Origin of the sequence: Anoxybacteroides rupiense (assembly GCF_014196195.1) — a bacterium.
GTDB classification, from domain to species: domain Bacteria; phylum Bacillota; class Bacilli; order Bacillales; family Anoxybacillaceae; genus Anoxybacteroides; species Anoxybacteroides rupiense.
In genome coordinates this window covers 45,070-70,814 of the sequence record NZ_JACIDF010000010.1, presented here as the reverse complement: position 1 = coordinate 70,814, position 25,745 = coordinate 45,070, and the positions used below count along the sequence as shown (strand labels likewise).

The window sequence follows — 25,745 nt, the reverse complement described above, 5'->3', positions numbered from 1 at the left end:
AACGCATTCGCGTTTTGGGTCAGCCCCTTGCTTAAATGTTCTTTTTTATTCCTGTCTACTTGACAGGGGTCACTTCACTTTATTTTATATTGCAGGTGTCTCCATCACAGTTATTAACCGGAATAATTCTTCTGGTTTTAGCTATATAATTGTAGAGTTTATGACCAAAAACAAAGTAGCTTGATAATTTTAAAGGTAACCAAAATAACATCATCAACGGAAGTCTTGCTGAAATAGAAGCGATTGCGTCAATACCTTTTGTGATTTTTCCTGTTTCTACGTTTATACAATACATTTCTTTTTCAAGGTCAGTGATAGGTATATTTAGATTATTTTCTTCTCTAATACTCTTTAGTTCAATAAGGTTAAACCAATCCAGCTTATGAATATTTTCTTTAACTCTCATACAGATTGGACACCAGCTATCATACAATACTAAGATTTTACTCACCTTATGCTACTCCTTTTTGTAAAATTTTCAAATCTTATGTTTATAATAAGGGGTGATATCAAAATCATCAAATTAATTAATTTTGAAAGGATTTGAATATTCAAATACACTTATCACGCTTTACGTCTCGTTATTTTTAGCATTTGTTATACCTATAATATTGTTGATTCACGAGAACGCGATTGTCCAATTATATTGGGTAATAACATACACTGTAGGAATACTCCAACAAAAGCAAGCACCACAAAAAACGACCAAGAAAGGGGAATATTTCTTGTTAATAAATATCCTACAATGAAGGGACCGATCGCGTTACTGATTCCATAGAGAAGCTGATAGCTCGAAATGCTTTTCCCTCTTTTCTCAGACGGACCAATTTCTCCCACAATTGTTGCAGACGCTGGATAAAAAAGTTGTTCTCCACAACTAAAGAGAAGAATTCCGACGAAAAGAAGTGGAACAAAAAAGTTCAAGTGTGCAGATACTAAAAATGTACTTCCTAAGAAAATGATATAAGATAAGCCTAAAACAACCGAACCGACGATTATTTTTTGCAAATCGTTCAAGCGATGTGTAAAAAACAACAGCGGAACCTGAAGGACAATAACGGAAAGGCTATTTACTGTAAATAACACACCAGAAATCCAGCTAAGGTCTGGACTTATCTCCTTTATAAAAGCAGGCATTGCGAAACCTAAAGCGACGTACATAAAGGTCATCGGAGCAACTGCTACCAAAAAACGCATTAAGTTTGAGTCGTATGAAAAACGAATAGCCCAAACTTTTTTGGAAATCGGTTCTTTTTTTATAATTGATTGGTTGCGCAATGGAATTTTTGCAATCAACACGGCTGCAATAAGAAAACTGAATGCATCTATGAATATTAACGTCCCATAAGCAAATGATGTATTAAATATTGCTATGATACCTGTACCTATGAGCATTCCTAAAGAATTCCCCAAATTCCGTAAACTTCGAGAACTTCCAAACCACATCGTTCGATCCTCGCTGGGGACAAGTTGTGAGATGATCGTTTGGTTCACAACTGGCCATGCCCGCTGTCCCCAGGTAACAATAGTCGCTGCGATTGTCAATCCCCAAATATTATGGAATATCAAATATCCAAGAGTTCCGATTCCTCGTAACCAAAAACTTGCAAGAGCAGCAGGCTTTGCACCTAATCGATCCACTATCATACCGCAGACAGGTATGGCAAGTAATCCAGCCAATGCACTAATCGATAGCATTTGACCTACTTGCTCCAACGAAAGACCACTCGTCTTTAGAAAAAAAAGAACTAAAAATGGCATAGTTAACCCCGATCCGAACGAATCTAGAAACAATGCCCCTAGAAAGGGCGCACTCCAAGGTTGTGAATGAACTACTTTCTTTATTTTCGAATATTGAGAAACTAGGAACTTCATGCCATCTCCACCTTACCCTAGTATCTTTTGCTCAGCTGTAGAAGAAAGAGCTTTTGGCAGGACAATTTTAAAATCTGCCGGTACGTTTTCACTTAGCTCAATGCCGGCGCGAGCATATGGACCTATTTCATCTTTTTGTCCAGCTCCTGTTACATACATGGCCACTTCATGTACTCCGTCAATACCGAGTTTTGATTCTACTAAACTTTCCTTAAAAGCTGCCGTCATGAAAACACCTAAATTATGTGCTGTTCCCGCTAACAAAAAGTTTTGCGCGTAGTGAGCGGTTTCATAATGCATAAGTCGATAAATGCGTGCGCCTTTGTATTTCCATTTAATTCGATCTATAACACTTGTATAAAAAATTGTAACGGATGCATCCAGAAAGTAGTCTTGGCCATACAATGCTTCATCCAAAAATGATTTAACATCATCCATCTTAGAAAGAAGATGCAGGGCGTGATGTTTTTGACAATAATGATAAATGCCTCTTTCCAGACCTTCACAATTATTTATGACTGGATATAATTCCGTTGCATGCCGACCTCCAGGCGAAGGAGCGGCCTTCTTTGCAACTCGTCCAAAGAACCGAGTCGAATTTGTGAAGAGGATTCCACCTGTATAATACAGAAGATCGGAAAGTTCTTGTAGCTTGATTGATTCCGGCAAAAAGTTTCGATAGGTTCTTCGAAGTGTTAAAGCATCGGAAAGGGTCATGTTTGATAAGGTGCTAGGTTTAGGCAAAGTGATATTTGATTTTTCACAGTTACATTTATATGTAGGAGGATGTGGTCCGGAAGATTCCATAAATTCCTCACCCACTTCATCGGACGACTTATAATTGGCATCACGGCTTTCCAGATGGACAAACCAAGTGGATTCTCCCCACTCTGCCCATTCCATAACTATTTCTGAGGTTCGTGATTGTTTTTGTTCGTTCGCGGAAATGAGAACACCGACATCAATCAACTTATTAACAATAGCTTGTATTGTGTTTTTGGAAATGGTCTTCTCTAGCCTATGTAAAGTCTCTTCTGGGTTCCCTGTGAGTGCAGAGACGACACTCATGACTTTCGAGTCAACTTCGAAACGACGATGTTGCGAGGGTATCCTCAATTGAGGCTTCCTGTTGACGTAAGTAATAACCAAATCTGATGTTAGTTTGTATTTGTAAATATATTCCATATATTCCTTTTCCCCCTTTTTCGTTAGCTATGGTCTCCTATAGGGAGACGAATCTCGATTCCTTCAGGCAGTACTTGTCCATATTCAATATCTGATCGCGTAGTCTTATCAAACACAATATGGCCCATACCGGAGACGTACATCGCAACTTCATGAACCCCACAAACCCCCAATTTCTCTTCTATAGCACTATCCTTGAAAGCTGCAGTAACAAAACTACCCAAACCAAGAGCAGTACAGGTAAGTAAAAAGTTTTGCGCGTAATGGCCTGTTTCTAGATGCATGAGCCGATAGGCTCTACTGGTATTATATTTCCATTTTAAACGATCTATAACACTTGTATAAAAAACTGTAACTGCGGCATTCAGGAAATAATCTTGCCCATATAGGACATCGTATAGAAATGGCTTCACGTCTTCTTCTGCCTCAATAAGATGTAAAGCGTGGTGTTTTTGACAGTAATGGTACACACCGCTTCGTAAACCTTCACATGCATTCACAATCGGATATAACTCTATTGAATGTCGTCCACCCGGAGAGGGAGAGGGCTTTTTGGCTACGATTCCATAGGAGTGTGTGTCATTTGTGAAAAGAATCCCCCCAGTGTAAAATAGAACATCGGCTAAGTTTTGTAGTGAAATTGGTTCTTCAGAAAAACGTCGACAGGATCTACGTTTCATAAAAGAATTGACCAAAGTTTGATCTAAAAGTTTACTAGGAGTCGGTAGTTTGATGCTAGATGTTGCGCAGTTGCACTTGAAATATTGTGGTGCAGGAGATGATTTTTTTCTGAATTCTTCAACATTTTTCAATCTACCTTCTTCAGTGGTTTCAAATTTTGTATCTTTTGTTTGTAGATGAAGGAACCAAGATGATTCATCCCAATCTTGCCATTCCGCTACGATTTGCTCAATGGTCAAATTGTAATCTGTTTCCTTTTCTATGAGAATTCCATTTTTGACCAAGTGTTCGACAATACTTGTTACCATTGATTCTGAAAAAATCGGTTGTAAGCTTGTGTCTTCACTCGAAAACATGGAGATAATCTCGCATACCTTCCAATCAACTTTAAAAGTGCGTTTTACAGAAGGTAGATGCAAGTGCGGTTGTCCATCAGGATAAGTAATGACTAAATCAGGTGCTAAATAATAACGGTTCAATCGTGACATTTTCTCAAACCCTTTCCCAACAGAATAAAAGTAAGAACCACCTGATTGAGTTTCAGATGGTTCCGCTCATGCCAATTCTTAGTCGGCCGGGTGCATAATAGGTATCAGTGCTTCCTGTTCTTCAAAAATAAATGTTTCTTCTTTTACTGTAATAAATGTTTCTTCTTTTACTGTATTATTTTTTACTGAATTATCTTTTAATTCATTATCCAATTTTTCCACCTCCTTACATTACTTAAGTTTATATTAAATTTGATCGGCAATTTAGTCAAGTTAGAAATTTGAAAATTATTAGAAATGTTATAATATTAAGTCAATACTAGTAATAATTTTCCACTAAATTGCTGTGTAAATCTGCATTTGAAGCCGACACCATAGTCTATTTTGGCCGGCAGGAATTAATCTAGGAGGAATATCCATGATAACTTTGGTTCGAATGAACGAAGAACAATATAAAAGGTTCTTCGAAGAGACAGTCAGAGAGTATGCCGAAGAAAATGTAAAGGAAGGCAGATGGACACCATCAGAATCGATTGGACGAGCGATCAAAGAAACAAATGAACTATTATCTAAAGGGATTCATACGAATGGTCATTTTTTGTGTTCATTGCATCACGAAGTAGTAGGCGCAATAGGCACGATTTGGTATGAAGTCAAAGAAAATAATGGCGAGAAATCAGCTTTTATATACAGCATTAAGATATACGAAGAATTTCAAGGCAAAGGATATGGAAAGCAGTCACTTATTGCATTTGAAACTGACCTTGCCTCGATGAATGTAAGTTCAATCGGGTTACATGTTTTCGGGCACAACAAACGTGCATATCAGTTATATACCAAGATGGGGTATATTCCAACAAGCATTAAAATGAAAAAATATCTCAGAAGCAAATGAAAACTAACTCGTATCTCGATTTTACTAGACTTTAGCACTTGAGAAAGGCTTTCTTTTTATGGGTTCAGGAATTCTTAATAATATGCCAATGGAGAGGATTTATCCTTGGGGGGTATAGCGATGAACATTGTCACGCATTGGTGGCTGTTCGAGATGGCACCGGTGTCCGGGGTGCTGCGGGCAGTCTTCTACACTGGCTTGCTTGTGCTGTGTATCGTTGACTTTCCGTCGCCGCTACAGGCGGCGAAGATTATGGGCAGCACCGAGCGTGCCTTTTACACCCCGGTCTTGGCGATGCGGCTGCTGGGCCTCCGCTGGGTTAGTCCCCGCGTGCTGTCAGTTGTGGCCAAGCTGACAATCGCAATGTGGGTAGCGGCCGCGGCCGGGTTCGTCCAGCCGGTCACTGGTGTACTGACGTTCCTGGGTTTCGCATTCTTGCATATGGTGAATGCTGGTGCGCTAGGCGCCCACCACTCGAAGCACTCGGCGCTGTACGCGTTGCTAGCCATGTGCTTCTCGGTGTCCTACGACTTCTCGCTAGACGGTCTGCTCGCCCAGTACGTGAACTGGCCGCTGCTGGTGCCCGATCAATCGGCGTTCATCTCAGGGTTTGCCCCGAAATTGCTGCTATTATTCCTATCTTACACTATGTTCGCCGGCGGTGTGTCCAAGCTCCTCTACGGTGGCCTCGGATGGTTAAATGGCGCCGCATTGCGGTTCTACATTAAGTACTCGCCGTCCCGCTGGCCCTTCATGACCAGACTACTGGTGGGTAGCCCGGTGCTATGCCGGGTGTTAGCATCTCTGACCGTGCTAATCGAACTGTCGGCCCCGGTCGCGATCTTCGTTCCATCGTGGCGGGTTCCGTTGGTCGTATGCTGGATTTGGTTGCATATCGGCATCCTGTGCGTGATGCGTCCCATGTACTTGGTACAAATGTGGTGCTACCTGCTTCTGATTGTGCCGAGCCTGACCGACCATTCGAGCACCACCTCCGCTGTCTCCTTGGGGGGCTTGTTCACCGCCGTGGGAATACTCGCGTGCGTGGTCCTAATCACGGTGCTAATACGACAGTCTGAGGAGTGGCCGTTCACCACGGTGCCAATGTACTCTAATGGCCTGACGAATGGCGCCGTGCGAGTACCCTCCGAGTCCGAACTGTACGAGCGCGCCGTACGTGCTCAACGAAACCAGCACCGGGCGTGGCAACGGGCGTGGTTGCCTGTGGAAGTCATGGAGGACATCCTAGTTCGGTCGACCGACAGTGGCAAGAAGCACCGGCTGTTCCAACTGATGCTCGAGAACAAGGTGGCCAAGTTTGTCCGCTGGCCCCAATACACCAAGGTGGTTCGCGCTACCGCGATTGCCGATTTGGCGGCGAAAGCAGCAGACCGCGTAGAATTAGGCGTGTGTAGCCCGGAATACCCAGCGACCCGCCTGCTGCATGAGGTCGCGTTGATTGTCAAGAACGCGATCCCAGACTGGGAGCGGTATGACCGCATAGAACTAGTTTGCCGTACCGACTCGGGTAGTGTAGTGATTGCCTCCGTGCCGCTAGGCACGCAGGAAGTTCGAGGATCTGGTGACCCGCAACAAAGATCCGAAAGCATGCGATTAGAGCAATACGGTGAACTACAGGACAGATTAATGAGCTGACTTGCTATTATTGATGACAAGGATAGTGAAGTCAAAAACTATTGCAGCGCCTACCAACGACACCATAATACATCTCAACAAGAGGTTTATGAATCAGAAAAACCTAAAGAAGAAGTACAACAGTGCGAAAGTGAAGAAATCGAACAATTATCATTGTTCTAAATCTAACTAGAACTTTGAGATTTAAGCGATGAGGGGGTACAAACAGTAAATATCAAGGAGGAAATTGAAGAGAAGATTACAAAGGTTGTTGGGAACACATATATACCGGCTGCTACCAATATAGGGGGAGCAGTCGGTTGTTTTGTAATTTATTTCTTTTTATATAGTTAAATTTGCGCGAAACTATAGTTTAACGAATATTTATAGACGGATAGATTAAAAATTTGGTATAATTTAGTTAGAATACTAGGTAACGTCAAGAATTTTGTGTAATGCAACATAGATAGGGTATCTCTGAAATGGATTTGGAATGGATAGGGGATTAGTTTCCTCTATAAAAATGACAGAATATTCAGTTTTTTTGTGCAGAAAGGGAGGATCCCCTTATTTTATTGGTTTGGCATTTACAGTATTTGGTTAATTGTAACGTTCTTCAAACATTCGTTGAAGCGCCTCCTGTGCTTCAGCAAATCCTCGTCACTTTCGCCCTGCCCATTTCTCATTAAAATCTTGGATGGTCAAATACACGACTTTTTCAGCGGCTTCTAAGCTACTCAAACTGTTCATCGGCTTGAGACGTTTCCGAATCTCTTTGATCGTTCGTTCAATGGCATGGGTCATGTAAATCACACTTCGAATACGACTTGGATACTCCATAAATGTAAGGAGGACATCCCACTCATTCGCCCAAGATTGAACTTCTCTCGGATACTTGCTGGACCATTTCGACTCAAACTGTTGAAACATCTGTAACGCCATCTCCTTATTCGTTGCGCAATAAATCAGCTTGAGACCCTCTGCCACTTCAAATTGGTCTTTTTTCCGAACACGATGTAAGGTATTACGTACTTTGTGAACGACACAACGCTGCACATCGGCTTTCGGATAAACCGTCTTAAAGGCTTCCTCTAAACCCGGTAGTCCATCGAATACGCCTAGAAGGACTTCCTTGACGCCTCTGTTGTATAGTTGTTGAAGAATCTCCTGCCATACATGGGCGCTTTCCTGTCCTCCCACAAAGAAATCAAGAATTTCACGAAACCCTTCTTCGTTTACACCTAACACGACATAAATGACCTCTTTTTCTACCGTATCTCGACTGTTTAGTGCAAAATAAAAGTAGCCGCTTAAAACAGTTACAGGTATTTTTTGATTCATTAGTCATTTTCCTCCCCGTTATTAAAAATTCTTTTTTAAATTCTCCGTCCTGATTTTGATAACACTCTTAAAAGATAAGAAAATAAAACGAAAATAGTAATCATTACGATTTAAATAATATTTAAACATACTTCGCTTGTAAATGCAAAGACAAACTGGGGAGTATATATATTGAAGTCTGGAATGGGAAAAGATGAATGCTGGACGGGGAAGGAAGCTTTTAGAAAGAACTTCATAAAAAGGGCTGTTTGGATGATTCGTCTATCATCGCTAAAAGAATCGCACAAGGAGGGGGGGACTATACAGACGAATCCTTATTGAACGTTTGTGAAAAAATATGAAATTAATACCGACAATGTTTTGATGTATTCCATTCTATAGAATTCACAAATTCCTTTTTGTGTGGTATAGTTTATAAAACGTAATGATTACTATTATCGAGAGGTGAAGAGGAAATGAACCCTTTTATTCTAATCATAGGGGCGGGACCTGCTGGGATTGGAATGGGGATATTATTCAAGCAATTAGGAATTAAGAATTTCGGGATTTTAGAGCGTGATCGCATTGGTTCGTCATTTATGCAATGGCCGAAAGAAATGCGCTTTATTACTCCGTCATTTACAGGACAAGGATTTGGCGCATTAGATTTAAATGCTGTTTCCCCGACAACATCGCCTGCATTCACACTGCGAAAAGAGCGGCTAAGCGGCGAAGATTATGCACTATATCTTGATTTATTGGCTGAACATTATGATTTGCCGATTCGAGAAGAAGTAAATGTGACTAGCGTTGAGAAAAGGGGAGACCGCTTTGTTTTAAAAACAAATGAAGGCGATTATGAAGCAGATGCTGTCATTTGGGCGACGGGGGAATTTCAGTTTCCAAATGTACGTCCATTCCCGGGGGCGGAACATGCGTTACATAACCGATATATTGATAGTTGGAGAAAGCTTGAAAAAGGTCACTATGTGGTCATTGGCGGTTATGAAAGCGGGATGGATGCAGCTGTGAATTTAGTGGCTTATGGCAATGAGGTGACTGTGATCTCAGCTCAAGAGCGAAATGGAAAAAAAGAAGCGGACCCGAGTTTGTCGCTGGCCCCATATACATGGGAGCGCTTGCGAATAGCCGAGCGCACCAAGCGGCTAACCGTTATCGAAAAGACAAAAGTGGAAAAGATTTATAAGGATAACAACGGTTATACGCTATTTCTTTCGAATGGCAAGCAAATGCTGACTCAACCCCAACCGATTCTAGCCACAGGATTTCGTTCAGGTGCGGAACAAATTCGTCCGTTGTTTGAATGGGGGGAAAATGGAAAACCGAAACTGACGGTTCATGATGAATCGACCATTACGCCGAATTTATTTTTAATTGGGCCAAGTGTTGCTCACGATCAGGCGATTTTCTGCTTTATTTATAAATTTCGGCAGCGTTTTGCTGTTGTGGCCAAACAATTGGTTGACCGTTTCAGACTGTCTCATGATGAAGAAATATTCACTCACTACGCCAACAATCAAATGTATTTAACGGACTTATCTTGTTGTGAGGTGAAATGCGAGTGCTAGCCGAACAAGCGAAACGAAAACGGCTTTTGCTCATCGGGCTTGAATCCGTTGGAAAGACAACGTTATTTTCAAGATGGACGCAGTTTGGCATTGGTGAAGAAACCAATGTGAAGGGAACGACGTATACGATTCGTTCCCATCCCCTTCGTTGCTTGGATGGATGGGAGATTGTCGATACACCGGGATTGCGCAGAGGAGATGAGCTTGGCAAGCGGCAACTGGAAAAAGAAGTGGAAAAAGCCCATCATGTGATGCTTATTATACGGGGCACCCATTTTCAAGAGGAATTAGAAGAACTATTGTCCATTGTTTCTATCGATCAAATGGACGTCTCCATTGCCGTTACATTTGTAGATAAAATGAATGAACAAGCGAAAGCAGTATTAGAAAACGCCCAAAAGCAATACAAATTCCCGATCTTTTTGACAAAAGGAAGGAAGGAGACTGATGGTACGCTTCCGCCGTTTATGCAAGGAAGAAAATGGACAGAAGAGGATATGAAGCTATTACAGGCGCTTCGTTTGCCTAAACAAGAGCCTGTTTCGCTTTTATTTGAACGCCCCGTCGTAGGGCCTCTCGCTTCAGTAGCGGCGATTTTGATGATGTTTCTCTTTCCGGTTTATATCGCCTATAAAATCGCAGAGTGGGGACAGCCGTATTTAGAAGCGGCGTTAGCTGGAGTTATTCAGGCTCTTGAAGGGAAAGGGAGACTGGTTGAAGCGTTACTTGTTGGAGATTATGGATTGCTTACGTTGGGAGCGTATTCCTTTTTATGGGCGTTTCCCGTTGTGTTTTTGTTAAGTGTTATGATGGCGATCACGGACGAAACAGGGATTAAAGATCGGATCATGGATGCCCTTGATCCATATTTGCGAAAAATCGGATTAAATGGCCAAGATCTTATACCAGTATTAACTGGATTTGGATGCAATGTGGTGGCCGTTCAACAGAGCAGATTATGCAGTGCGTGCACACGAAAATCGTGTGTTTCTCTTATTTCGTTTGGTTCGGCTTGCAGTTATCAAATTGGTGCAACGATTTCCATTTTTCATAGCGCACAAAAGCCGTCTTTATTTTTGCCGTATTTATTTACTGTTTTTCTTGTTGGAGCACTTCATACGAGAATATGGCATCGGCAGGCATTCGCGCATATAGGGATGATCCGCCCGCATCGGACATTTATTCAGCTGCCAACATGGTCAGGAGTATTATACCGGGTTCGTGCAACGGTCTCACAATTTCTAACACAGGCGATGCCAATCTTTTTTACGATTTGCCTAATTGCTGGATTGATGGACGTGTTCGGATGGATGAAAAAAGCGGTTGGAGTGTTTGCGCCGCTTGTTCAATGGCTGAATTTGCCGCATGAAGCCGCTGTTGGCCTTGTTTTTTCGATGATTCGTAAAGATGGCATTTTATTGTTTAATGAAGGGAACCAGCTGCTGTTAACGGAGATGTCGACATTTCAATTATTTCTTAGCGTTTATCTTGCTTCTACTTTAAGTGCGTGCGCGGTTACTTTATGGACGGTTGCAAAGGAATTAGGGGTGAAAGAGGCCCTGTTATTATCGGGGAAGCAGATGGTCACATCTCTTACGTCCGCCCTGCTGCTTTCGCTGTTGTTCCAATAAAATACTGGATGCCATTCCAAGAAGCAAATCATAAAAGATCTAAGGAAGTCCAAAGATTAATAAGCAAAAAGCGCAGGGAAGCTGGAGGCTTGGATATAAAAGTGACAGAGCATTTCTCTATAATGAGAAATGCTTTTTTGTGTCTGTTTTGAACAAAGAAGTATATTTTTTTGCAGCAAAAAAATAATAATAAACGATAATAATTTATTGAAAAACGATAAAAAATCTATTAAAATTAAATCGACAATAAATAAGCGAGGTGCTTTTTATGAAACCAGAAACTCTCTTTTTAAAGATTGTTGTTATTCTTATAGGGATTCCAGTTCTTGCTTTGTGCATCTTTTTGGTACCTGTGCTAGGGAATGTTGCAGCAAAATTGCTTCCGGAATTTGCTTCTATTAAATATCTCGTTTTCATTGTTTTTTATGCATCCGCGGTACCGTTTTACTTTGCTTTGTATCAGGCTTTTAATCTTTTACGCTACATTGACAAAAATGAAGCTTTTTCCGAGTTATCTGTCATCGCTTTGAAAAAAATCAAATACTGTGCCATCACCATCAGCAGTTTGCATGTGCTCGTCTTACCGCTTTTCTATCTCTTTGCGGAGAAAGATGACGCTCCAGGTGTCATCTTGATCGGATTGGTGGTTCCTTTTGCATCAATGGTGATTGCCGTTTTTGCTGCCGTTCTGCAAAAACTTTTAAAAACGGCTATCGATATCAAATCAGAAAATGATTTAACGATCTGAGGTGGACAATATGCCAATTATAATCAATCTTGATGTTATGCTGGCGAAAAGAAAAATGAGCGTTACAGAACTTTCGGAGAAAGTTGGGATCACAATGGCGAATCTCTCCATATTGAAAAACGGAAAGGCGAAAGCGATTCGTTTCTCCACTTTAGAGGCGATTTGCAAGGCATTAGAATGTCAGCCAGGAGATATTTTAGAATACCGAAGTGATGAAGAGAGTCAAGATTAGGCTCATAGAACTATGTAACGTGAAGTGGAAAGGAAGAGGAGCATTTCGATGATTCAAATTCATCAAAAAGGAGTCGCTCATGAATTTAACCATTCAAAAGGATACCCAGAAAAAAATGATAAAGGCACAAATTATGAGAGCATGCAAACAACTCGTGCGTTTCGGTTGGGAGCAGGCCCTATCATGTTTGTTTCCCGTTGTGATTTTTGCCTCTTTGGCCTTTACAAAAATCGTGCCGCTTCCCTTTCTGCCGCGATATGACTGGCTGCTCATTATTTGCCTTCTGATGCAGTGGTGGATGGTGCGTTCTAGGCTTGAAACAATGGATGAACTAAAGGTGATCACATTGTTCCACCTTATCGGCCTTGCTCTTGAACTTTTCAAGGTGCATATGGGTTCATGGTCTTATCCAGGGGAAGGATATTCTAAATTTTTCGGAGTGCCTTTATATAGCGGATTTATGTACGCAAGTGTAGCGAGCTATCTTTGTCAGGCGTGGAGGAGGCTGAAGGTGGAGCTCGTTAAATGGCCGCCGTTTTTCGTCGTTGTGCCTCTTGCTGCCGCGATTTATTTGAATTTTTTCACTCATCATTATTGGATGGACGTTCGTTGGTGGCTGTCAGGACTTGTCATGATCGTTTTTTGGCCATCATGGGTCACGTACGAGGTTGGCGGCACTCGTTACCGCATGCCGATCGTCCTTTCCTTTGTGCTTATCGGATTTTTTATATGGATCGCTGAAAATATCGCAACGTTTTTTGGAGCTTGGCAATATCCAAATCAGGCCGAGGCATGGAGTCTTGTTCATCTTGGAAAGGTGAGTTCTTGGTTCTTACTAGTGATTGTGAGCTTTTTGATCGTAGCGACGTTAAAGCAAGTGAAGGAAAATCTTCCATCAGAATAGAGGCTTGTCCTCGCAAAACTTGAAATTATATGTGATCGAAACGAATCCTTTCCTTTTCCAACGATCAAAGTTCATTCTTATGACATTTAGAGGTAACTTGAGAGATTAGCATTTACGCTAAAATATGAATTTTAGCTGTCTCATACCGATTGCTTCTATTCACTAGTTTATTTGTGCAGAGTGGTGGAGAAATTTTTCTATTTAAACATGCCGTTGTGTCAAGTGGAACGATTGACGAGAAAATGATGAAGCTTCATCCAGAGAGCATAGAAAATCCAAAGAGACGAGAATGGCAGGATTAATTCGATAGATGATGCATAGCGGAAATCCTTACCGTAATTTTTCTAGTCAACTATTATGATACTAGGGTTTTTGCTTTTTTATATTGATGGAAATTAGATAAGCAATTCCAAGTTATGATGTTGACAATCTGTTTGTTTCATGTAGTGATTGCTGTTAATGGAATTTCTTCTGCTCATATTCTGTTAAGAGGAGGCAGACTTCTCGATAGAATGTATTAGACAATAGTAGGCGTTCCCCTTAAGACAGGGGAACGCCTACTAATGGACATGAACATGATGTCGACCTTTCGGCACCACCATTGGTGAGCCTGAAAGAGGGTCTTCGATTACTGTACAATCGAGGCCGAAGATTTCTTTGATCAATGTGCTCGTAAGCACTTTAGATGGCTCCCCTTCGGCCACAAGCCTGCCCTTGTGGAGCGCAAAAATATGATCGGCATAGCGTGCAGATAAATTGATGTCGTGAAGGACCATGACAATCGTTGTTCCATGTTTTCGGTTTAAGTCAGTAAGCAAGTCGAGAATTTCGATTTGATAGGTAATATCTAGGAATGTTGTTGGTTCGTCGAGAAGCAAAATGTCCGGTTGTTGTGCAAGAGCCATAGCAATCCAGACGCGCTGTCTTTGACCGCCTGAAAGTTCATCAATAGGATGATTGGCGAACTCGATAATATTCATAAATTCCATGGCTTCTGCAACAGCTTCATAATCTTTTCTAGTCCATCCGCTAAGCCAAGATTGATGTGGAAATCTTCCACGCCCCACCAGATCTGCAACCGTAATTCCCTCTGGGATGACAGGAGATTGCGGCAGCAATCCTAAAATTCGAGCCAATTGTTTTGGTGGAAATTGACTGATCGGTTTTCCGTCGAGGATGATCTGTCCAGATGTAGGCTTGATCAGTCTGGCCATCGTTTTTAGAAGAGTCGATTTCCCACAGCCGTTTGCTCCGATCATCACACTTATTTTGCCACTAGGAACAACAAGACTAACATCTTGAATAACGGTTTTATGATCGTACCCTGCCACGACTTGCTCGACTTTGAAAAGATGCACTGGTTTCATTTATAAACTTCCCTTTCGATTCATTCGGATCAGCAAGAAAATCAAATATGGCGCTCCGACTATGCCAGTGATGACGCCGACAGGAAAACGGGTTTCAAAAGCAAACTGTCCAATCAGATCTCCTCCGAGAACAAGATTCACACCAACAAGCCCCGCAGGAAGGGCATTGGAAAAACCAGATCCAACCAATCTTTTGGCAATTGGTCCCGAAAGAAATGCGACAAAGGCGATGGGTCCGGTGACAGACGTAGCCACAGCAAGCATACAGACTGAACTTAGAATAAGTATGACTCTGACTGTATTCGTACGTACGCCGAGAGATGTCGCCGCTTGTTCGCCAAGCTCCAGCAAACTGAGCTGTTTTCCCAATACGATAATGATAGGAGTGCAGATCAAAACCGTTATCATCAGTGGCGGAAGCTCATGCATCTGGGAGCCATTGAGGCTCCCGCTCAGCCATCTGAGTGCTGCGGGAATGTCTTGTTGTGCGCCAATGAGAAGCAGATAGGATATGGCGGCGTCAAGCATCGCTTGTATGCCGATTCCAACCAAGATTAATCGCCCAATTGAAAAGGGCTTTCTGCTAGATAAGAGATAAATTATCATGACGGTGGCAAGACCAGCCATCACCGAAGCTAAAGAAACGACCGATTCACTAGTTTGAAGCACGATGATGCAGAAAACGGCCGCCGCGCTTGAGCCGGTAGTAATTCCAATGACATTCGGGTTGGCAAGAGGATTGCGCAACATTGTTTGGAAGATGCTGCCAGCAAGACCGAAAGCAAATCCGGCAAAAAGTCCTGCCAGCATTCTCGGTAAGCGGATCGTATTCACCGCAAATGACGCACCTGGAATCTGCTCGCCTGAAAGCGCCCGGATGACTTCTGTAACCGGATAAATCGTGTTCCCAAGCAACAGCATCGCGCAACAAAGTATACACGCCAATGACGCAAGCAATCCAGTAACAAGTATCCATCGGCGACGTCTTTGGCGTCTGCCCGCCATAATCAATTCAACAGATGATTTGATCATAATGAACTCACTTTCGATTTTATAGCTAATAGAATGAGTAACGGCGCTCCGATAAATGCAGTAACAACACCGACCTCAAGTTCACCAGGGCTGCCGATGAGCCTGCCACATACATCTGATATCGTCAAGATAATGGCGCCTGCCATAGCAGACATTGGTATGACAAAGCGCAAGTCAGGGCCAAGTAGAAGTCGCATAACATGAGTGGATAAGAGCCCGACGAAGGCGATAGGGCCGGCCAGCGCCGTAGTTGCCCCGCACAATATCACACTTGCGAGAGCGGCAACTAGTCTCAAGATTTCTGTTCGAACCCCCAGTCCGGTAGCAACGTCATCTCCAAGTACGAGAGCGTTAAGGGCCGGAGCCGTTATCATAGCGATCAATATCCCGACGATAAGAAAAGGGATAAAGATGGAGATAGCGCTCCAAGTCCCTGATCCAACACTTCCGACCTGCCAAAACCTAAATTGGTCCATGGCATAAGAGCGCGGAAGTATGATCATGACGACGAGGGAAGAGAGAGCCGCGCTTGTAGCGGCTCCCGCCAAGATCAACTTGAGGGGAGTAGCCCCTCCTTGTCCCATGGAACCAATACCGAATACGAGACTTGCTGTTATCACCGCTCCAGCTAAAGCTAGCCAAATATATTGGTTGGCTGCATTGATATGCAAAAACGCGATCCCGCAAACAACAAACAAAGCGGCGCCCGTGTTCACACCCAAAATGCTCGGGTCCGCAATGGGATTTCGCGTGACAGATTGCATAAGCGCTCCGGAAACCCCAAGCGCTGCTCCGCAAAACAAACCGAAAATCGTTCGCGAAATTCGCTTGCGAACCACGTTGGCTCCATAAGAATCAACATCAGGGTGAAACAAACCGTCTACTAATTCTTGAAGGCTCACTAATCGGGAACCCAAGGCCAGGGAAGCAAGGATACACACGCCGAGCAAGAGAATACAAATCGCCAAAATCATTGTAAAGTTTTTCGGCGTATGTAAACGGATTCGTTTGTCATGAGTAGCAAAAAAACTATTCATTTACTTTGCTAGCGGCTCCTCCAATTAATTCTAAATAATCATCAATCGTATATTCTATGGAAAGCGGAGTCGGAGTGGCAGCTGCAACCAAAGGTGTGCTGCTGTCGATGAACGCGACAGAACCTCTCTGGATCGCTGGAATTTTGCCAAGCACAGGATCCGCTTTGAGGGCATTGTATAATTCTTCGTTGCCATATCCGACGATGATATCCACGTCGTTAAGAGCCTCGGCGTTCTCGGCACTTAAATCCAAGTAAAAACTTTTAGGATCTTTAATAAGTTTCTTTACACTTTCAGGGTATTCCAATCCAAACTCATGTAGAAAGGCCACGCGGGTGTCTACCGGCGTATAGATATGGAGTTTCGACAAATCATCAGCCGAAAAATTAGCCCATACAAATTTCTTGCCTTTAATTTGCGGATAGTTGCTTAATTTTTCTTGGATCAATTTTTCCATATCCTTGACCAGTTTCTCGCCTTCTGTTTTCATGCCCATTCCTGCTGCATTCATGAGAATTTGGTCACGCCATGGAGTGGCCCATGGTGCTTCCGGATAAGCAACGACCGGAGCAATCTGGCTGAGCATATCGTAGTCTTCCTTTGTTATACCGGAGTAAGCAGCCAGAATGACATCGGGTTTTGCGTCGGAAATCGCTTCAAAATCCAATCCGTCTGTATCGTGGAACACATTTGGTTTCGTTTCACCGAGTTCTTTGAGCTTTTTCGCAGTCCAAGGTAGAAGACCGCTATCATCTTGGACGCCAAAGTTTGCCGCCGAGAATCCTACAGGAATCACACCAAGAGCGAGTGGAATATCTTGATTCCCCCATTGGATCGTAACGACTCGTTTCGGTTTGCTTTTTATCACCGTTGTACCAAAAGCATGTTTGATCTCGATCGGATATTTTGTGTCGTCACCAGTGGCTGTTTTAGTATTTGTCGATTTCTCTTCATTTGATTTGGAGGTAGAAGGAGAACTGCTCGAACAACCAACTAATGCGATCATGAGCGCTGTCAAAATAACAAGTAGTTTAAATGAGAAGTTTTGTTTTGCAATCAATTTATAGCCCCCTTTTTATATTTAATCATAGATTTATGATAGGCAAATCCTATTAAATAGAAAGAAAAAACCTTGACAAATGATTTGTTTCCACACATTTGCTACTAGCAGGCGTTTTGCCTATCATTTTTCACAACGGCCAATCTGTGTCTACCTCCTATCTTGATCACAATCTATGAGATGGACAGCAAGAAAATAAATGCTTTTTGTCCACCAATATATGATAATGATTCCCAATCTCATTCTATGTTTTCAGAAATCAGTTGTCAATAATGAATGAGCGCCATCTTATATTTTTAACACTCCTCTGAAAAAAGCCCCCCTCTTAACGGAGGGGAGGAGGTTCATAGTGAAGAATTTTCCGTAGAAAAATCGTAATTGTAACAAACTTTGTAAAGCTCTTTTATTTCTTCTTTTGATGGCACTCTAGGGTTGTTTTGTGGACTTCCGCTGGCAAGCGCATCAGTCGCCATTTTTTCGATAGCGTTTTCAAAATCATGTTGATCAATGCCCCAATTTTTTAAATTAGGAATATTTAAATCTAGGCAAAGCTTTTTTACAGAACGAACGGCGATTTTTGCTGCTTCATCGTTGGAAAGGGTTTTTGCTGTTGGATCAAAATATGTTCCTAATACAGCTAAGCGATCGGTACAAGTTTCGTAACTAAACTCTAAAACGGCCGGTAGTAGCATCGCATTTGAAATTCCATGCGGGACGTGGAACAGCGCACCAATTGGCCTTGACATACCGTGCACTAGACAAACAGAAGAATTGGTAAAGGCCATACCTGCCTGTAATGCTCCCAGCGCCATTCCTTCTCTTGCTTCAATATTGTTTCCGTCCTCATATGCCTCTTTTAAGTGTTTCACGATTAATTCCATTGCAGAAAGTGCTAGAACGTCTGTCATTGGATGAGAACGTTTAGAAATGTAAGCTTCAACAGCATGACTTAAAGCATCAATTCCAGTGGCCGCCGTGACAGCTTTAGGAGAAGATAAAGTGAAGAGTGGGTCGACAATGGCGACGTCAGGCATGAAGGCAGGTTGTTTGATCATCATTTTTACATCATTAGCAGTATTGGTTATGACTGTTACATCCGTAGCTTCCGATCCGGTTCCGGCTGTTGTTGGAATGGCAATGTGTGGGATGGATGGATTTCCTGCGACTTTTTTTCTTCCCATATAATCGCCAATATAACCACCATTTGTTGCAACCACAGCAACGGCTTTGGCTGTATCAATACAACTTCCTCCACCTAGCGAAATCACTAAATCGCACTTTTCTTCTTGAAGAAGATGTAATGCTTCTTCCACGTAACCATCATTTGGTTCTGAATCCACACCTGAATAGACAACGCTTACAATTTCTTCTTTTAAAAGCTCATGTTGAAGTTTTTCAATATTCCCTAAGCTCTCCATAATTTTGTCGCTTATTACTAAAGCTTTTCTGCCTCTTAATGCTGCTTCTTTGCCTACTGTTTGAAAGGCATTGCATCCATAGGATATGGTTTGGGGTGTTTGAAACAAGGCATAATCTCTCATTTGGTACACTCCTTTCTTTTTCACCATATAAATACGCAAGACGTCTGCCAATTATTAAATGCAATTACCATAAGATCCTTTAGTGCGTGATATATAGACAGACAAGTGTTTCAGATCATAACGATCTATATAAATACAGATGAATGTTCCAAAAAAAGCCCACTGCTTTCCTCATTTTTTAGCCGAAAGTTCAGGGTGGATGGAGAAGTGTTAATGACATGTCTCGGTCATGCCAAAATGTTCCAAGTGCCGAACAACGAGCTGCTTCTAAACAAGTTCATTTGTCTAGAAGTCGGCTGGTTCGGTCGCCCGGCTGTCAAAGCGTTGATCTATTTTGCTAGAGTAAAAAGTTTATGGAGTGGAATCTTGAAAGAAGCAGGAGAATGGTAATATTTGTGCAAATAGAATTAAGGTGTTTATTTAAAAATGATTTAAAACTTTAATTTTCCCTTTGTTTGAAAAATGAGGATAATAACAATAAACCAATGCCAATCATTAAATACCATCCCTTGACGTCATATGAAATCATAAGGATTAGTTCCTAAATATTTGCTGGACCTGAATTAGGACTGTTGTTAAACGGATATTTCAATATAAAAGGTAATATACCTAAAAGCGTTAAAATAACTCCTAAAATCATGAACAAAACAGAGAAAACTTTCATAAACAATCCTCTTTTCATTTGTGTTATTTTATCGTAATTCAGAGAATGAAAATCATTTTATGGCGTATTTTACTTACTGAGCCTCTCCCACCTGCATTTCGTTAAGAGGCGGGAGATTTCTTGAAAAAATAACAAACTTTGCGACAACCGTCTTGATTTATAAGCAACAATGCCAGTAAAGTCTGGACCTTCTGACCCGCTTTATATTAAGAAAAATAATAAGGGTGGGAAAAATTTCTGTTTCATATCGTTTCCCTCTCATTCGTCATATAAGAATTTTTGCAACAGAACTTATACATGCAGAAGCCCCTTGCCAAACACGTTATCATCTTCCCGTGATTGCTTTTTTGTGTCCAAACATTTCACATCAACTATCGTTGTTGCTGTTATAAGAAATAAGCCTTCAGAAGTAGGGAGAATGAAAAACGCGGCCCATATTGCCATTATTTTTCCCCCGTTATAATGATGAATAGTGCGAAGATAGAGAAGGTTTTTGATCGGTGTAAAAAACGCGTAACATACAAGCGATAAAGAGGGGGACGGAATATTGAAGAAAATAGGACCTAATGGCATGAAATGGCTGAAAATCATCCATGTTTTTTTAGTGGTTTTGTTTTTTGGCGGCATTTTGAGCTCGGTAGCATTGAATTTCTGGATTGATTTTACAAAATATGATGAAGCCTACCACGGTTATAAAAACATGGTGACGATAAGTGATCATGTAGTCAGATGGGGAGCGGTTGGAACTTTGTTTAGTAGGCTTTATTTACGGATTTTTCACCCATTGGGGATTTTTTTAGCATTGCTGGGTCGGCGTCAAATTTGATCTTTATATGATCCAAACCGTTGTTGGCATTTTTGTCGTCGACCGTTTGATGATTGCCAATATGGAATTATTGGAAACGCAAAAGGAACTAGCTTTAAGCAATCCGGCTTTTCTTCAAAATCATGAAATAAGGCAATACGCGGTATATTTTCAAGTGGCCGTCACCGTTTTTATTTTTATTATTTCATATTTAAAACCTTGGAGAAAGAAAAAACTTCAACCGAAATAAACAAATTAGTAACTGTGAGTGTGCCAACATAAAAAGCGCGGTTCAATGGTCATTCATTCGGCACTTTTTTGTTAATGATTATTTTGCGCCTTAGAAATTGAAAAATCAAACAGAAATCCTTAGAGCGAATCATTAGAGAAAAAGATCAATGAGAGATAAACAAAGGGTCATATATGCTGAAAAAATGGACGATACTAACAAACGGTGATGCTTGTGTATAAAAAAGAAGAGCTTGTCCGTTTTGTCGAAGAAGCGAAGCCGTACGCCCGCGATGGAAAGGTGGCCGATTATATCCCCGCGCTGGGAAAAGCGAATCCGAATGAATTGTCGATCGCCATCTATATGCCGGATGGTCAGGTGATCGATGCTGGCGATGTAACAGTCAAAGTGACATTGCAAAGCATTTCGAAAATTATTGCGCTTGCGCTTGTCTTGATTGACTGCGGCGAAGAGAAAGTATTCCGCAAAGTCGGCATGGAGCCGACGGGAGACCCGTTTCACTCAATCGCCAAGCTTGAAGACATGCAGCCAGCCAAACCGCTTAATCCGATGATTAACGCTGGAGCGCTGGCGGTGACGCATATGATCCGCGGCGGTTCGGTCGAGGAACGGCTTGTCCGGCTGTTGGCATTCGTCCGCCGCCTCGCCGGCAATGAAAGCATTTCCTACTCGAAAGAAGTGGCTCAATCTGAGTTTGCGACCGCCTTTTTAAATCGTTCGCTTTGCTATTTCCTGAAGCAGCATGGTATTATCGATGAAGATGTTGAAGAACTAATGGATTTGTATACGAAGCAGTGTGCCATTGAGATGACGTGCATCGATTTGGCGCATATCGGCCTTGTATTGGCGCTTGATGGGCGAGACCCGCAATCGGGTGAACCGCTCATGCCGCCTGATGTCGCCCGTATCTGCAAAACGTTTATGGTGACGTGCGGTATGTACAACGCTTCAGGGGAGTTTGCGATTAAAATTGGCATTCCCGCGAAAAGCGGTGTTTCAGGCGGTATTCTCGCGGCTGTTCCTAAACGGTGTGGAATCGGCATTTTCGGTCCGGCGCTCGATGATAAGGGAAATAGCTTAACGGGAATGAAATTGCTTGAGCTGCTGTCAAAAACATATTCACTAAGTATTTTCTAGGAGGAGACAAACATGAAAACATTTATGGTGCAGTTTCACCGCGAAGATGATATGGAAACGATGAAAGTCGGCAAATTGAACGAAGGCGAGTTCAATGAGGTAACTGAAGGCGGGACGCGCCATTTGTTCGACTTGGATACGAACATCGGCTACTTTGTCTTTTTTGATGCCGAAGACACAAAAGGAAATGTATCCTATTTGATGCTTCAATATGAAGAAGACCAAGAAGAAGCGAGCGCATGCTATAGCTTTGAGATGAAAGATTTTTATGAATTTATGGCCCTATACTTAAGTGATCTTGAATTCGCCGATGAGGAAGAGATGGCCGGAGAAGGCGATAAAGAGGAAGCATACGGTCCGATTCACCATTTGGTCCATTTGCTCTACCATATTGTGGAGGAAGGAAAGACGGTGGAAGTGTAAGGGATGAAAGAAGCTGTTTTCAAAGGCCAGTAACATGATTTTTGAAAACAGCTTTCTTCGCTTAGCCCGGATGGAAGAGAAATCTTCTATGCGGGCTTTTTGGCGCTTAGAGGCCGTGTATGACCGTTTTTTACTAAGCATTGAGAACATTCGTTAGTAGCGCTTTTACTGTAGGAACATCAGCAGGTGCCCATTCAAGGGATGTTAGATCTTGAAGCGGCACCCATTTTAATTCTGCATGCTCTTTCGCCTTTGGCTCCCCTTCCGCAATTTTTGCTTTATACGTAAGCAAATGGACGATCACATCTGGATATTCATAATGCACTTCTTCCATTTTTTCATCTACTTTAATTGTGCAGCCTAATTCTTCGAAAATTTCTCTTGATAATGTTTCTTCTGGCTTCTCTCCTTCTTCCATCTTGCCGCCAGGGAATTCCCATACATTCGGTAATGTCATTTGAGGAGAACGAAGAGCACACAAAATACGATTTTGCTCATCTTCAATAACGGCGCCGATGACACGAACGGTCTTTTTCATGATGTTATTCTCCTTTTTGTTCGCATTTTTACTTTATTTTATCACAAAATATTCGATGCAAAGCTTAGTTGTTTTTTTGATTTCTGGAAAAACGCTGAAGAATCTTTGAGTGATAAATTTTGGTATGATATAAGAGCGGGACAATCTATTTGTCTGGATACTAGTCCAATGTGTGTCGCATAGATTCGTTTTCATGCAAAGAAATTATGGTGTTTTGGTAAAAAAACTAAAACCAATTGACATTGCTTGTGTCTAGCTCAATCATTCCATATTTTTAGTAAAATAATGGATTATCCACACTTTTGATCTTATCCTAATGTTTAGTTGGTCTTGTTTCAGATGAACACTGATTTACAAGGAGACTTGTATATGAGGAAATTTGTCATTTTTGCGTATTTTATTTGTTGCTGTTTTATTTTCGGATGTGAAAAATCGAAAGAAATAAACCACGCAAGATATCCAACTTTTGTCGCACTTGCCGATGGAGATAGTAAGTTGATTTTTCTTGATAAGAAGATGAATATAGTGAAAGAAATTAATAATAAAAACAAATTTCAAAGTTTTTCTATAGACGGAAATCGTGTTTATGCTTTAGAGGATGGTACGTATACGGGAACTAAACCCTCGATGCTCATCATGAATCTTTCGAATGGTTATATTGAAAGAAAAATAAAACTGCCACATATACCAGCGGCCTTTGTGGTCGTGAAGCAAAAAGCTTATATTGCTTCATCTGAAATATTTAGAGAGGGAATGCCTTTTTTTATTGTTAATTTGTCTAATGGGAAAATAGAAAAATTGATGTTTACCAAAGGAATGGTTAATACAATTAAACATTATAAAGATGAAATTTTCATTTCTATAAATTCTGGGGGGAGCATGAGCCAGCACAGTAATGTATATAGAATACAAACTAATGATGCATCCCTTTCATTTCATCCTGTTATTCAAGATCATCTTGAATTACCTCCAAGTGATTTTGTAATTGAAGATAACAAAATGTACTGTGTTTTTACAGGTTTTTCTTACGGACCACGGCCTGAGTGGGTGAAAGATCCTGAAAAATATACAAATAGGTTTATGGTTATCGATTTGAATAATGGGAAAATCATTTATGAGAAGAAATTGTCTAAGCCTTTCCCGCAAAAAATAATTAGCGTGGGGAATAAATTCTATATTAATAATTATACGGATATGGACATGAAAGGAAAATTTTTAACAATAATTAATAAAAAAGATTTTGGTGAATCATTTTTACCTATAAAGAATCCAGCCTATTTTGACTACAACAAACAATTAAAAGGATTTTTAGTGTCTAATCCTCAAAACGGAACATTACAATTTATGAAAAATGGTAAAATAGTTAAGAAACTTAAAGTTGGTGAAAATAGTAGCATAGTTAAGTCTGTGCAAAAATAAAACTTTGGCTATCTGTTTGAATGAAGCTAAAATCAGCCAGTATAAAAAAAGAACTTTTTTCCTCGAACAAAAGCTGTTCCCATAAAAAGTTGATGACTCTTTATTTGGAGTTCAGGGGTTATCTAATAGGGAAAAAGGTCAACTTCAGTCATTTGAAGAATTGAACGAACGATGCCCGTAAAAACACGGCTGAAAGGCAAGTGCACACACTTGCCTTTTCGTCATGTGAATGCGTGATGAAGGTCATGAACACCCCCGCTTTGGTTCTGTGAAGCGGGGGTGTTCGTCCTCTATTAAACAAAAAAGCCATCACTTTTCAGCGCATATTACAACTGCTGCCTCCAAGTTACTCAAAGACTGGTGCCATATATTCATACTCAAAGGTTTGGAGGAATTGGCGAGCTGCTTTTGACAGACGGCGGTTTTTAAGCCAAATCACGGCAGATTCTGATTCAATCTTGCAATCTTCAATTTCACTAATTTTTAAATCGGTTAAAGGGAAGGAGCATAATGTCGACTTCGGAAGCAGCGCCACTCCTACTCCTGCTCTTGCAAGAGAGAGGAGCATGGCGGCATCAGGGCCTTGACAAACAACATTCGGTTCAAATCCATGCTTTCGACATGTATCGATCACGAGCTCATAAAGGCCGACACCGCTAACTCGGTGTAATAGGATTAATGGAATATGCTTGAGTTCCTGGATTCGCATCTTTGGGCTGACAGGCCAGTGTTTCGATGAGATCACGACAAAATGATCCGCGGGCAACATAAGCAGCGAAAAGTCATGCAGGTCTAAAGGGAGGCGGACGATGGCAAGTTCGATTTCGCGGTTTCGTAAATTCTGCGCCAGACGGAATGAATCTCCCTCATATAACCGAAAACGAACCTTTGGATATTGTTCACGAAACTGCCGAATGCGTTCCGGTATGTAAGCAAAGCATGTTTTGACGGATCCGATCGATAAGATTCCCTTAATGCCTTGCCCCACTTCTTTTACTTCTGTAATGGTATCATCAAGTTGATGCAGCAGCTCTTTTGCTCGTCTATACAAAATTTCCCCGGCTTCTGTCAGCTCCATATTTTTTCCGTTCCTTTCCATTAAAAGAACGCCTAGCTCATCTTCGAGAGATTTCAATTGGTAGCTTAGCGGAGGCTGGGCCATATGGAGTTTTTTGGCTGCTCGAGTAATCTGTCCTTCCTCCGCAATGGTTGAAAAATAACGAAGCTGCTTAATATCCATTACAGTCTCCATCCTTTCCATTAAGTATATTTTTTTTGTATAGAGCATT

At 41.5% G+C, this 25,745-nt stretch carries 25 protein-coding genes and 1 pseudogene; 13 read left to right on the top strand and 13 right to left on the bottom strand.

All coding sequences use genetic code 11. The annotated features are described in order from the left end of the window. Positions 1–79 precede the first annotated feature (79 nt). The 5 genes from GGQ95_RS14900 to GGQ95_RS18625 all read right to left on the bottom strand — a co-directional run bounded on the left by GGQ95_RS14900 (position 80) and on the right by GGQ95_RS18625 (position 4,442). Positions 80–451, bottom strand: a complete 372-nt coding sequence (locus GGQ95_RS14900; protein ID WP_080860767.1) for a thiol-disulfide oxidoreductase DCC family protein — start codon at positions 449–451, stop codon at positions 80–82. 152 nt (positions 452–603) lie between these two features. Next, entirely contained in the window at positions 604–1,875 is a 1,272-nt protein-coding gene (locus tag GGQ95_RS14895) for an MFS transporter (protein WP_183187063.1), read from the bottom strand. Positions 1,876–1,887: 12 nt separating this feature from the next. After that, positions 1,888–3,060 carry a SagB/ThcOx family dehydrogenase gene (locus GGQ95_RS14890; RefSeq protein ID WP_183187062.1) on the bottom strand — a complete coding sequence of 391 codons (1,173 nt, stop codon included), beginning with the start codon at positions 3,058–3,060 and terminating at the stop codon, positions 1,888–1,890. Between the two features lie 23 nt (positions 3,061–3,083). Then, positions 3,084–4,229 (bottom strand): SagB/ThcOx family dehydrogenase, encoded by a 1,146-nt coding sequence (locus tag GGQ95_RS14885; RefSeq protein ID WP_183187061.1) that lies wholly within the window; start codon positions 4,227–4,229, stop codon positions 3,084–3,086. A gap of 78 nt (positions 4,230–4,307) precedes the next feature. Further along, positions 4,308–4,442 (bottom strand): hypothetical protein, encoded by a 135-nt coding sequence (locus GGQ95_RS18625; protein ID WP_280528800.1) that lies wholly within the window; start codon positions 4,440–4,442, stop codon positions 4,308–4,310. Positions 4,443–4,647: 205 nt separating this feature from the next. On the opposite strand from GGQ95_RS18625, the gene GGQ95_RS14880 reads away from it, so the two are divergent. Continuing rightward, positions 4,648–5,124, top strand: coding sequence for a GNAT family N-acetyltransferase (locus tag GGQ95_RS14880; RefSeq protein ID WP_044741682.1), 477 nt, complete (start codon positions 4,648–4,650; stop codon positions 5,122–5,124). 120 nt (positions 5,125–5,244) lie between these two features. Beyond that, positions 5,245–6,780, top strand: a complete 1,536-nt coding sequence (locus GGQ95_RS14875) for an HTTM domain-containing protein (protein ID WP_183187060.1) — start codon at positions 5,245–5,247, stop codon at positions 6,778–6,780. Between the two features lie 639 nt (positions 6,781–7,419). Here GGQ95_RS14875 and GGQ95_RS14870 read toward each other — a convergent pair. Next, positions 7,420–8,040 (bottom strand): annotated as a pseudogene (locus tag GGQ95_RS14870) (IS256 family transposase); the annotation flags it as partial. A 515-nt stretch (positions 8,041–8,555) separates the two neighbouring features. Between GGQ95_RS14870 and GGQ95_RS14865 the strand changes: the two are divergent. The 5 genes from GGQ95_RS14865 to GGQ95_RS14845 all read left to right on the top strand — a co-directional run bounded on the left by GGQ95_RS14865 (position 8,556) and on the right by GGQ95_RS14845 (position 13,183). After that, a complete protein-coding gene (locus GGQ95_RS14865; RefSeq protein WP_183187059.1) occupies positions 8,556–9,668 on the top strand; it encodes an NAD(P)/FAD-dependent oxidoreductase in 1,113 nt (370 codons plus the stop codon). Further along, complete coding sequence (locus tag GGQ95_RS14860; protein ID WP_161491033.1) at positions 9,662–11,299, top strand: nucleoside recognition domain-containing protein; 1,638 nt, start codon at positions 9,662–9,664, stop codon at positions 11,297–11,299. The genes GGQ95_RS14865 and GGQ95_RS14860 overlap by 7 nt, the downstream gene beginning before the upstream one ends. A 268-nt stretch (positions 11,300–11,567) precedes the next feature. Then, positions 11,568–12,047, top strand: coding sequence for a DUF2975 domain-containing protein (locus tag GGQ95_RS14855; protein ID WP_044742075.1), 480 nt, complete (start codon positions 11,568–11,570; stop codon positions 12,045–12,047). 10 nt (positions 12,048–12,057) lie between these two features. Further along, a complete protein-coding gene (locus GGQ95_RS14850; RefSeq protein WP_044742076.1) occupies positions 12,058–12,279 on the top strand; it encodes a helix-turn-helix domain-containing protein in 222 nt (73 codons plus the stop codon). A 133-nt stretch (positions 12,280–12,412) separates the two neighbouring features. Continuing rightward, positions 12,413–13,183, top strand: a complete 771-nt coding sequence (locus tag GGQ95_RS14845; protein ID WP_044742119.1) for a DUF817 domain-containing protein — start codon at positions 12,413–12,415, stop codon at positions 13,181–13,183. 560 nt (positions 13,184–13,743) lie between these two features. On the opposite strand, the gene GGQ95_RS14840 is transcribed toward GGQ95_RS14845, so the two are convergent. The 5 genes from GGQ95_RS14840 to GGQ95_RS14820 form a co-directional block, all read right to left on the bottom strand. Further along, on the bottom strand, positions 13,744–14,550 hold the full coding sequence (locus GGQ95_RS14840) for an ABC transporter ATP-binding protein (protein WP_183187058.1): 807 nt from the start codon (positions 14,548–14,550) through the stop codon (positions 13,744–13,746). Continuing rightward, positions 14,551–15,555, bottom strand: coding sequence for a FecCD family ABC transporter permease (locus GGQ95_RS14835; RefSeq protein ID WP_369824142.1), 1,005 nt, complete (start codon positions 15,553–15,555; stop codon positions 14,551–14,553). It abuts the gene before it with no gap. A gap of 23 nt (positions 15,556–15,578) precedes the next feature. Then, positions 15,579–16,619: a FecCD family ABC transporter permease gene (locus GGQ95_RS14830; protein WP_183187057.1), complete on the bottom strand. Its 1,041-nt coding sequence runs from the start codon at positions 16,617–16,619 to the stop codon at positions 15,579–15,581. After that, entirely contained in the window at positions 16,612–17,625 is a 1,014-nt protein-coding gene (locus GGQ95_RS14825) for an iron-siderophore ABC transporter substrate-binding protein (RefSeq protein ID WP_080860822.1), read from the bottom strand. Before GGQ95_RS14825 ends, GGQ95_RS14830 begins: the two co-directional genes overlap by 8 nt. 398 nt (positions 17,626–18,023) lie before the next feature. After that, complete coding sequence (locus tag GGQ95_RS14820) at positions 18,024–19,220, bottom strand: iron-containing alcohol dehydrogenase (protein WP_080860782.1); 1,197 nt, start codon at positions 19,218–19,220, stop codon at positions 18,024–18,026. 207 nt (positions 19,221–19,427) lie between these two features. On the opposite strand from GGQ95_RS14820, the gene GGQ95_RS14815 reads away from it, so the two are divergent. The 5 genes from GGQ95_RS14815 (at position 19,428) to GGQ95_RS14800 (ending at position 22,499) form a co-directional block, all read left to right on the top strand. Further along, on the top strand, positions 19,428–19,610 hold the full coding sequence (locus GGQ95_RS14815; protein WP_183187056.1) for a hypothetical protein: 183 nt from the start codon (positions 19,428–19,430) through the stop codon (positions 19,608–19,610). 821 nt (positions 19,611–20,431) lie between these two features. Then, positions 20,432–20,710, top strand: coding sequence for a hypothetical protein (locus GGQ95_RS18400; RefSeq protein WP_244963760.1), 279 nt, complete (start codon positions 20,432–20,434; stop codon positions 20,708–20,710). Positions 20,711–20,717: 7 nt separating this feature from the next. After that, positions 20,718–20,939 carry a hypothetical protein gene (locus tag GGQ95_RS18395; protein WP_244963759.1) on the top strand — a complete coding sequence of 74 codons (222 nt, stop codon included), beginning with the start codon at positions 20,718–20,720 and terminating at the stop codon, positions 20,937–20,939. 207 nt (positions 20,940–21,146) lie between these two features. Then, entirely contained in the window at positions 21,147–22,076 is a 930-nt protein-coding gene (gene glsA / locus GGQ95_RS14805; protein WP_044742120.1) for a glutaminase A, read from the top strand. A gap of 12 nt (positions 22,077–22,088) precedes the next feature. Then, positions 22,089–22,499, top strand: a complete 411-nt coding sequence (locus GGQ95_RS14800) for a cytosolic protein (protein WP_066149419.1) — start codon at positions 22,089–22,091, stop codon at positions 22,497–22,499. A gap of 133 nt (positions 22,500–22,632) precedes the next feature. Here GGQ95_RS14800 and GGQ95_RS14795 read toward each other — a convergent pair whose 3' ends face one another. Further along, entirely contained in the window at positions 22,633–23,037 is a 405-nt protein-coding gene (locus GGQ95_RS14795; RefSeq protein WP_066149422.1) for a (deoxy)nucleoside triphosphate pyrophosphohydrolase, read from the bottom strand. 369 nt (positions 23,038–23,406) lie between these two features. Between GGQ95_RS14795 and GGQ95_RS14790 the strand changes: the two genes are divergently transcribed. Next, entirely contained in the window at positions 23,407–24,456 is a 1,050-nt protein-coding gene (locus GGQ95_RS14790; RefSeq protein ID WP_044742084.1) for a hypothetical protein, read from the top strand. A gap of 346 nt (positions 24,457–24,802) precedes the next feature. Here the strand turns inward: GGQ95_RS14790 and GGQ95_RS14785 are convergent, their stop codons facing one another. Continuing rightward, on the bottom strand, positions 24,803–25,696 hold the full coding sequence (locus tag GGQ95_RS14785) for a LysR family transcriptional regulator (protein WP_044742085.1): 894 nt from the start codon (positions 25,694–25,696) through the stop codon (positions 24,803–24,805). Between the last annotated feature and the right edge of the window lie 49 nt (positions 25,697–25,745).

Bases quoted from the DNA above. Each gene is read 5' to 3' on its own strand.
- GGQ95_RS14865 (WP_183187059.1), top strand. From the start codon at position 8,556: ATGAACCCTTTTATTCTAATCATAGGGGCGGGACCTGCTGGGATTGGA.
- GGQ95_RS14850 (WP_044742076.1), top strand. From the start codon at position 12,058: ATGCCAATTATAATCAATCTTGATGTTATGCTGGCGAAAAGAAAAATG.
- GGQ95_RS14890 (WP_183187062.1), bottom strand. From the start codon at position 3,060: ATGGAATATATTTACAAATACAAACTAACATCAGATTTGGTTATTACT.
- GGQ95_RS14885 (WP_183187061.1), bottom strand. From the start codon at position 4,229: ATGTCACGATTGAACCGTTATTATTTAGCACCTGATTTAGTCATTACT.
- GGQ95_RS14825 (WP_080860822.1), bottom strand. From the start codon at position 17,625: ATGATCGCATTAGTTGGTTGTTCGAGCAGTTCTCCTTCTACCTCCAAA.
- GGQ95_RS14895 (WP_183187063.1), bottom strand. From the start codon at position 1,875: ATGAAGTTCCTAGTTTCTCAATATTCGAAAATAAAGAAAGTAGTTCAT.
- GGQ95_RS14830 (WP_183187057.1), bottom strand. From the start codon at position 16,619: ATGAATAGTTTTTTTGCTACTCATGACAAACGAATCCGTTTACATACG.
- GGQ95_RS14795 (WP_066149422.1), bottom strand. From the start codon at position 23,037: ATGAAAAAGACCGTTCGTGTCATCGGCGCCGTTATTGAAGATGAGCAA.
- GGQ95_RS14875 (WP_183187060.1), top strand. From the start codon at position 5,245: ATGAACATTGTCACGCATTGGTGGCTGTTCGAGATGGCACCGGTGTCC.
- GGQ95_RS14835 (WP_369824142.1), bottom strand. From the start codon at position 15,555: ATGGCGGGCAGACGCCAAAGACGTCGCCGATGGATACTTGTTACTGGA.
- GGQ95_RS14845 (WP_044742119.1), top strand. From the start codon at position 12,413: ATGAGAGCATGCAAACAACTCGTGCGTTTCGGTTGGGAGCAGGCCCTA.
- GGQ95_RS14790 (WP_044742084.1), top strand. From the start codon at position 23,407: ATGAGGAAATTTGTCATTTTTGCGTATTTTATTTGTTGCTGTTTTATT.
- GGQ95_RS14880 (WP_044741682.1), top strand. From the start codon at position 4,648: ATGATAACTTTGGTTCGAATGAACGAAGAACAATATAAAAGGTTCTTC.
- GGQ95_RS14840 (WP_183187058.1), bottom strand. From the start codon at position 14,550: ATGAAACCAGTGCATCTTTTCAAAGTCGAGCAAGTCGTGGCAGGGTAC.
- GGQ95_RS14820 (WP_080860782.1), bottom strand. From the start codon at position 19,220: ATGAGAGATTATGCCTTGTTTCAAACACCCCAAACCATATCCTATGGA.
- glsA (WP_044742120.1), top strand. From the start codon at position 21,147: ATGCTTGTGTATAAAAAAGAAGAGCTTGTCCGTTTTGTCGAAGAAGCG.
- GGQ95_RS14855 (WP_044742075.1), top strand. From the start codon at position 11,568: ATGAAACCAGAAACTCTCTTTTTAAAGATTGTTGTTATTCTTATAGGG.
- GGQ95_RS14800 (WP_066149419.1), top strand. From the start codon at position 22,089: ATGAAAACATTTATGGTGCAGTTTCACCGCGAAGATGATATGGAAACG.
- GGQ95_RS14785 (WP_044742085.1), bottom strand. From the start codon at position 25,696: ATGGATATTAAGCAGCTTCGTTATTTTTCAACCATTGCGGAGGAAGGA.
- GGQ95_RS18395 (WP_244963759.1), top strand. From the start codon at position 20,718: ATGATCCAAACCGTTGTTGGCATTTTTGTCGTCGACCGTTTGATGATT.